The following is an 8,078-nucleotide window of genomic DNA, read 5'->3' on the forward strand; positions in this document are numbered from 1 at the left end:
ATGCCCCTCCCCGAATTCCCCGATCAGTATTTGGTGTCCAGAGGCCTTTAGGCCTTTGGCGGGTGGGGTCCGGGGAGGGCAGAGCCCTCCCCGCGCTGCCCTCACCCAGCCGGGATCAACTTCACCCGCTTCCCGTCCACCCCCAGCGCCAGCCGCCCGCCCTTGAGCGCCAGCGCCGCCTCGCCGAACACCTCGCGGCGCCAGCCGTGCAGCGCGGGCACTTCGGCGCCGTCGCCCGAGGCCAGGCGGTCGAGGTCGTCGCCACTGGCCAGCAGGCGCGGGGCGACGTCGTGCTCCTCGCTCTTGGCCGCCAACAGCACCTTCAGCAGCGCCACCAGGGCGGGGGAGGCCGGCGGTCCGGCGCGGTCCTTGGGTGCTTCCGGCAGGGCCTCGTCGGGCAGTTCGCGCCCGGCCTTGACCGCGGCCAGCAGCCCCGCGCCCGAACGGCCCTTGGCGAAACCCTCCGAGATGCCGCGCGCCCGCGCCAGGTCGGCCGCCGTCTCGGGCGTGGTGGCGGCGATCTCGAGCAGCGTCTCGTCCTTCACGAGGCGCTGGCGGGGGATGTTGATGCGCTGCGCCTCGCGTTCGCGCCAGGCCGCGACCGCCTGCAGCACGCCCAGGAAGCGGCGGTTGGTGGTGCGTGGGCGCAGCCTTTCCCAGGCGCTCTCGGGGTCCTGGAGATAGGTCGCGGGATCGGCCAGCGCGCCCATTTCCTCGGCCACCCAGGCGAGCCGCCCCTCGCGCCGCAGCTTGGCATCAAGCGCGGTGTAGATGCGCCGCAGGTGGGTCACGTCCGCCGCGGCATAGGCGAGCTGCGCGGCGGAGAGCGGGCGCGCCGACCAGTCGGAGAAGCGGTGCGCCTTGTCGATCTGCACGCCGGCCAGCGACCGGCACAACCCGTCATACGACACCTGGTCGCCATAGCCCGCGACCATGGCGGCGATCTGCGTGTCGAAGATCGGCGTCGGCACCGCGCCGAACTTCAGCAGGAAGATCTCCACATCCTGCCGCGCGGCGTGGAACACCTTCATCACCGCCGGGTCGGCGAGCAATTCGCCGAGCGGGGCGAGGTCGAGGCCCGGGGCGAGCGCATCGACCTCGGCCACCTCGTTCTCGCCGGCGAGCTGCACCAGGCAGAGCTCCGGCCAATAGGTGCGCTCGCGCATGAACTCGGTGTCGACCGTGACGAAGGCTTCCTGGCGCAGGCGCGTGCAGAGCGCGGCCAGGGCATCGGTCTCTGTGATCAGGACGGGGGTGGGTTCGACGGCGGCAGCGGGGCGGCGACTCATGCCCTTCGCTTCTAGACCCCGGGGCGGCCGAGGGAAAGCGGCGCGGGACGGACGCCGGGGCGCGCCCGGGGCACGCCCGGGGCACGGGCGGGGCTGGCGGGCTGGCTGGGCGCGGCGCATCCTGGCCCGCTAAAACGGAGGGCTTTCCCATGCAGATGCGCGCGCTCGGCCGGTCGGGGTTGTCGGTCCCGCCGGTGATCTTCGGCGGCAATGTCTTCGGCTGGACGGCGGACCAGGCCATGTCGTTCAGGCTGCTCGATGACTGCGTCGAGCGTGGCCTGGTCGCGATCGACACGGCGGATGTCTATTCCACCTGGGTGCCTGGCCACGCCGGCGGTGAATCTGAAAGCGCGATCGGCGCGTGGCTGAAGGCGCGCCCGGGCGTTCGGGACCGCGTCCTGATCCTGACCAAGTGTGGCATGGAGATCCCTGGGCAGGGGAAGGGGCTGTCCCCGGCCTGGATCGCGACCGCCTGCGAGGCCTCGCTGAAGCGGCTCGGGATCGAGCGCATCGACCTGTACCAGGCGCACAAGGACGACGAGGCGACCCCGCTGGCCGACACGCTCGGTGCCTTCCAGCGGCTGATCGAGGCGGGGAAGGTGCGGGCGATCGGGTCGTCCAACTACACGGCGGCACGGCTGAAGGCGGCGCTGGACCTGAGCTCGGCGCAGGGCCTGCCGCGCTTCGAGAGCCACCAGCCGGTCTACAATCTCATGGACCGTGGCATCGAGGCGGACCTGCTGCCGCTGTGCCGGGCGGAGCAGGTCGGGGTGATCACCTATTCCGCGCTGGCCTCGGGCTTCCTGACCGGCAAGTACCGGGGCGAGGGCGACCTCGCGAAATCCGTGCGCGGGCCGCGCAGCGTGGCGAAGCACATGACGCCCAAGGGCATGGGCGTGCTGGCGGCGCTGGATGCGGTGGCGGCGCGGCGCGGCATCGGCCCGGCGGCGGTGGCGCTGGCCTGGCAGCTGGCGCGGCCGGGCATCACGGCGCCGATCGCGAGCGCGACCAGCCCGGAACAGCTGGCGGAACTCGCGCAGGCGGCGGAGGTGGCGCTGGGCGCGGAGGACATGGCGGAGCTCGACGCCGCCAGCGCGTGACACCTTGGCGCTGCCGTTTCCACGGAGAAGCGTCTTGAGAATAGGAAAGATTTCCGATATCCTCTGTTCATGGAGATAGCCCGCCCGGCCCGTCCCGATCCCGCCACCTCGACTCCCGCCACCGGCAGCGAGGAATTTGTCCGAAAGCTGCCAGCGCCGATCCGAGTGGGGCGCGCGCTTGACAGCCCCGGCCCTCTCGGTCCCTCTGCGCGGCCTTCCCTTCCAGACCACGGTTGCCAGAACATGCACGCCTACCGCACCCATACCTGCGGCGCGCTCCGCGCCTCCGATGCCGGCGCCACGGTGCGCCTGTCCGGCTGGGTGCACCGCAAGCGCGACCATGGCGGGCTGCTGTTCGTGGACCTGCGCGACCATTACGGCATGACGCAATGCGTCGTGGCGGCGGGGTCGCCCCTGCTGGCGACGCTCGAGGAAACACGCCCCGAGAGCGTGGTCACCATCACCGGGGAGGTGGTGCTGCGCGAACCCGGCACGGTGAACCCGAAGCTGCCGACCGGCGAGGTCGAGATCCGCGTGCGCGAGGTCACGATCCAGTCCGCGGCCGAGCAACTGCCCATCCAGGTTGCGGGCGAGCAGGACTTCCCCGAGGAGCTGCGCCTGCGCTACCGCTTCCTCGACCTGCGGCGGGAGCGCCAGCACCGCAACATCATGCTGCGCGCGGGCGTCATCGCCTCGATCCGCCGCCGCATGATCGAGCAGGGCTTCACCGAGTTCCAGACGCCGATCCTGACGGCCAGCAGCCCCGAGGGCGCGCGCGACTTCCTGGTGCCCGCCCGCAACCACCCCGGCAAGTTCTACGCGCTGCCGCAGGCGCCCCAGCAGTTCAAGCAGCTGGCGATGGTCGCGGGCTTCGACCGCTACTTCCAGATCGCCCCCTGCTTCCGCGACGAGGCCTCGCGCGCCGACCGTTCGCCAGGCGAGTTCTACCAGCTCGACTTCGAGATGAGCTTCGTCACGCAGGAGGACGTGTTTGCCGCGATCGAGCCGGTGATCGCCGGCGTCTTCGAGGAATTCGCCGGCGAGCGGAAGGTGTTCGGCGCGCCCTTCCCGCGCATTCCGTATGACGAGGCGATGCTGGTCTATGGCTCCGACAAGCCGGACCTGCGCAACCCGCTGAAGATCACAGACGTCACCGCGCACTTCGCGGGGTCGGGCTTCGGGCTGTTCGCCAAGATCGCGGCGGCCGGCGGCGTGGTGCGGGCCATCCCCGCTCCCGGTGCGGCCGACAAGCCGCGCGGCTTCTTCGACAAGCTGAACGACTGGGCGCGCGCCGAGGGCGCAGGCGGCCTCGGCTACATCCAGTTCGCCGCCGATGGCGCCAAGGGGCCGATCGCGAAGAACCTGGAAGCAGACCGCGTCGAGGCCATCCGCGCCGCCTGCGGGCTCAACGCGGGTGATGCCGTCTTCTTCGCCGCCGGCAAGAAGGACGAGGCGTCGAAATTCTCCGGCAAGGTGCGCACGCGCCTCGGCGAGGAGCTCGACCTCATCGCCACCAACGAGTTCCGCTTCTGCTGGATCGTCGACTTCCCGATGTACGAGCTGAACGAGGACACCAAGCAGATCGACTTCAGCCACAACCCCTTCAGCATGCCGCAGGGGGGGCTCGAGGCGCTGAACACGATGGACCCCTTGGACATCAAGGCGTTCCAGTACGACATCGTGTGCAACGGCGTGGAGCTGTCCAGCGGCGCGATCCGCAACCACCGCCCCGAGATCATGATCCGCGCCTTCGAGATCGCCGGCTACACCGCCCAGGATGTCGAGGACCGCTTCGGCGGCATGCTCAACGCCTTCCGCTACGGCGCCCCGCCGCATGGCGGCTCCGCTCCGGGCATCGACCGCATCGTCATGCTGCTGGCGGACGAGCCCAATATCCGCGAGGTCATCCTCTTCCCGCTGAACCAGCAGGGCGAGGACCTGATGATGCAGGCCCCCGCCCCGGTGCCCCCCGCGCGGCTGAAGGAACTGCACATCAGGCTGGATCTGCCGCCGGCAAAGGGTGCGGCAGGGCCGAAGACTCCCTAAGTTGATGGTCCTGCCCTGCCCGAGGAGACCGCGATGCGGCTGAGCTTGGTGACTGCCCTTGTGGCACTTCTCGCCGCGCCATTGGCGCAGGCGCAGGCGCCGGCCGCGGTGCCCGTGCCGCAAGGTCAGCAGATCGAGGCACGCCACCTCGCGGCGCATCGCGCGGCCTATCGCCTCACGCTCGCGCAGGCGCGCGAGCCGGGCAACATCGCCCGCGCCGAGGGGGCGATGGGCTACGAGGTGATCGACGCCTGCGACGGCTGGGCGACGCGCCAGCGCTTCTCCCTCACGCTCACCGACCGCGACGGGACCGAGGTCGAGACGGCGTCGGACTACTCCACCTATGAAAGCAAGGACGGGCGGCGCCTGCGCTTCACGCTCACGCAGATGACGCAGGGCGCGGTCACCGCGCGCATCGCCGGCGAGGCCGAGATCGCCGCCGATGGCACGGGCCTCGTGCGCTACACCGAGCCCGCCGCGCGCGAGGAGCGCCTGCCGCCCGGCACCATGCTGCCCAATCACCACACCCTCCTGACGCTGAACGCCGCGCGCGCGGGCCAGCGCCTGGTGGTCGGGCCGCTGTTCGACGGCACCTCGGAGGATGGCGCGCAGGACACCACGACGGTGCTCTCCGCCTGGGACGCGCCGCGCGAGGTGGAGGGCTTCCCCGCACTCTCGCCGCTCGGCTCCGTGCGCATGCGCATCGCCTTCTTCGACCGCGACGCGCAGCAGCAGGGCGGCGGCGCGACCACGCCGTCCTATGAGGTCTCGATGCGCTACTGGGAGAACGGCATCGCCGACCAGCTGATGATGGACTTCCGCGAGTTCGTGGTGGAAGGGCGGATGGTGAAGCTGGAGGACGTGCCGGGCGGGTGCTGAGGCGCGGCGCACGGGCCAGAGCAACCCCAGCGCAGCGGAGGAGTTTCGCGTGGCGCCGATCCCCCAGCCCTTCACCCTCCAGGTTCCCGATGCCGCGCTGGCCGACCTTCGCGACCGCCTGGCCCGCACGCGATTTCCGGACCAGGCGCCGGAGCCGCCCTGGACCTATGGCACCGACCTCGCCTACCTGCGCGGCCTGCTCGACCAGTGGCGCGACCGCTTCGACTGGCGCGCGCAGGAAGCGGCGCTGAACGCCTTCCCGCAGTTCACCGTTCCCCTGGACGGGATCGACCTGCATTTCCTGCACGTGCCTGGCGAAGGGCCGGCGCCGATGCCGCTGCTGCTCTCGCATGGCTGGCCCGGCTCGGTCTTCGAGTTCCTCGACCTGATCCCCCGCCTGACGCAGCCCTTGCGCTTCGGCGGCGATGCGGCGGATGCCTTCACCGTCGTCGCGCCGTCGCTGCCCGGATACGGCCTGTCCTTCCGCCCGGGCCAGTCGCGCTTCGGCATCGAGGCGATCGCCGATTGCCTTGCGGCGCTGATGACCGAGGTGCTGGGCTACCGCCGCTTCGCCGCGCAGGGCGGGGACTGGGGAGCCTTCGTCTCCTCGCGCCTGGGCGCGGCGCATGCCGACAAGCTCGTGGGCATCCACATCAACCTGCTCGCCGTGCGCCGCGACCCGCCGATGCTGGTGGACCCGACCGAGGAGGAACGCCGCTACCTCGGTGAGCTGACCGAGTTCCTCAGGGAGGAGACCGGCTACCAGTGGATCCAGGGCACGCGGCCGCAGACCCTGGCCTATGGGTTGACCGACAGCCCCGCCGGCCTCGCCGCCTGGATCGTCGAGAAGTTCCGCCAATGGACCGACAACGACGGCACGCCGGACAGTGCGATCGACCGCGACCGCATGCTCGCGAATATCGCGCTCTACTGGTTCACCGGCTGCATCGGCGCGTCCTTCCACCCCTATTTCGCGCGCATGCACGGCCCCTGGCCGATCCCGGGGACGGTCGATGTGCCGACGGGCTACTGCCAGTTCCCGCGCGAGATCCTGCGGCCGCCGCGCTCGCTGGCGACGCGCACCTACACGGATATCCGCCGCTGGTCGGTCATGCCGCGCGGCGGCCATTTCGCCGCGCTGGAGCAGCCCGGGCCGCTCGCGGAGGAAATCCGCGCGTTCTTCCGTCCGCTGCGGTAGGCGGCTGAACGACCGCGTCGCGCGTCATCCCCGCCTGAGGTTCCACACGAAGGGGTTCGGCCCCTGCAGCACCCCCGACAGGTCGCTGCGGAAGGCCGTGCGCAGGCGGAACAGGCCGGTCGGCGCGAAGGGCACCGCCTCCCATGCCAGGTCCTGCACGCGCCGCATCGCCTGCGCCTGCGCCTCGGGCGTCGGCGCATCGATCCAGGCCTGGACCTGCTCCTCCACGCCGGCATCGGTCGGCCAGCCGAACCAGGCGCGATCCCCATGCATGCGGATGATGGGCGAGAAGGCCGGGTTGGCGATGCCGGCGGCGGGGAAGTTGGTGTTGTGCAGGTTCCACCCGCCCTGCGCCGGCGGGTTGCGGTTGGCGCGCCGCGCGATGGTGGTCGCCCAGTCGCTTTCCACGAGCTGGATGTTGACACCGAGGCGCCGCATCAGGTCGGCGGCGACGCGGCCCTGCATGGTCACCGCGGCGAAGTCGGTCGGGTTCACGTGCACGATCGGCTCACCGTTGTAGCCGGCGTCCCGCAGCGCCGCGCGGGCGCGGTCCATGGCGCCGGCGCCGCGCTGCGCGGGCGGGAACTCGACGACATTCGCAAGGCCGCAGGGGAACATGGCGTGGCATTCGCGCCAGTCCCCTTCCAGCGCCACCGCGGACATGAAGTCGGGCTGCACGATCACGTCGCGGATGGCGCGGCGCACGCGCACGTCGTTGAACGGCGGATGCAGGTGGTTGAAGCGCAGGAAGCCGAGGAAGCCGTTCGGATCGTAGACCTGCGTGGTGACGCCGCGCTCGCGGCTCAGCACCGGCACCAGGTCGGGCAGCGGGTATTCGATCCAGTCGATCTCGCCGGTGCGCAGCGCCGCGACCGCGGTGCCGCCATCCGGGATCCAGACCAGCTCGAGCCGGTCGAAATGCACGCGCTTGCCCCCGGCGGCGGCCTCGGCGGGCTCGTCGCGCGGCACGTAGCGCTCGTTGCGGGCATAGGCGGCGCGTGCGCCCTGGACGAACTCGTCGGCCAGGAAGCGCCAGGGACCGGAGCCCACCATCTCGGTGATCGCGCGGTCGGCGGGCGTGTCCGCCAGCCGCTGCGGCATGATGAAGCAGGGCGAGGAGGCGGGCTTCGCGAGCGCATCGAGCAGCGCGGGGAAGGGGCGGCGCAGGCGGAAGGTGATGGTGCGGTCGTCGGTGGCCCCGATCTCGGCGACCGCGCCCATCATCACCTGGCCGAAGCCGTCGCGCACCGCCCAGCGGCGGATCGAGGCGACGCAGTCGCGCGCGCGGACCGGCTCGCCGTCATGGAAGGCGAGGCCATCGCGCAGCCTGATGGTCCAGGTCAGCCCATCAGGCGAGACATCGTGGCCCTGTGCCATCTGCGGGCGTGGCCGCAGCGCACTGTCGGCGCCATAGAGCGTGTCGAAGACGCAGAAGCCGTGCGTCGTGACGATGGTGGTCGGGTTGAAGATCGGGTCGAGCGCCGCGAGCGCCGCCTGCGGCATGAAGCGCAGCGTCCGCGCGCGGGCGGGCTGCGCGGTGGCGGGCCGGGCCGTCGCGGCGGCGGC

At 71.3% G+C, this 8,078-nt stretch carries 6 protein-coding genes; 4 read left to right on the forward strand and 2 right to left on the reverse strand.

Annotation, left to right across the window (positions count from 1 at the left end):
- Positions 1 to 101: 101 nt before the first annotated feature.
- Positions 102 to 1,289, reverse strand: coding sequence for a ribonuclease D (rnd, locus tag HW578_RS19580; RefSeq protein ID WP_198372397.1), 1,188 nt, complete (start codon positions 1,287 to 1,289; stop codon positions 102 to 104).
- 149 nt (positions 1,290 to 1,438) lie between these two features.
- Here rnd and HW578_RS19585 point away from each other — a divergent pair, with 149 nt between their 5' ends.
- From HW578_RS19585 to HW578_RS19600, 4 genes are all read left to right on the forward strand, one after another.
- Positions 1,439 to 2,389, forward strand: coding sequence for an aldo/keto reductase (locus HW578_RS19585; protein WP_198372398.1), 951 nt, complete (start codon positions 1,439 to 1,441; stop codon positions 2,387 to 2,389).
- A 243-nt stretch (positions 2,390 to 2,632) separates the two neighbouring features.
- Positions 2,633 to 4,435, forward strand: coding sequence for an aspartate--tRNA ligase (aspS, locus tag HW578_RS19590; RefSeq protein WP_198372399.1), 1,803 nt, complete (start codon positions 2,633 to 2,635; stop codon positions 4,433 to 4,435).
- A gap of 33 nt (positions 4,436 to 4,468) precedes the next feature.
- The gene (locus HW578_RS19595; protein WP_198372400.1) at positions 4,469 to 5,314 is read left to right on the forward strand and encodes an EipB family protein; all 846 of its coding nucleotides are present in this window, start codon (positions 4,469 to 4,471) and stop codon (positions 5,312 to 5,314) included.
- A 49-nt stretch (positions 5,315 to 5,363) separates the two neighbouring features.
- A complete protein-coding gene (locus tag HW578_RS19600) occupies positions 5,364 to 6,512 on the forward strand; it encodes an epoxide hydrolase family protein (protein ID WP_198372401.1) in 1,149 nt (382 codons plus the stop codon).
- Between the two features lie 24 nt (positions 6,513 to 6,536).
- Here HW578_RS19600 and HW578_RS19605 read toward each other — a convergent pair.
- A partial coding sequence (locus HW578_RS19605) for an ABC transporter substrate-binding protein (RefSeq protein WP_198372402.1) occupies positions 6,537 to 8,078 on the reverse strand: 1,542 nt, incomplete at its 5' end.

Source organism: Roseomonas rosulenta, assembly GCF_016106005.1.
Taxonomy (GTDB): Bacteria; Pseudomonadota; Alphaproteobacteria; order Acetobacterales; family Acetobacteraceae; genus Neoroseomonas; species Neoroseomonas rosulenta.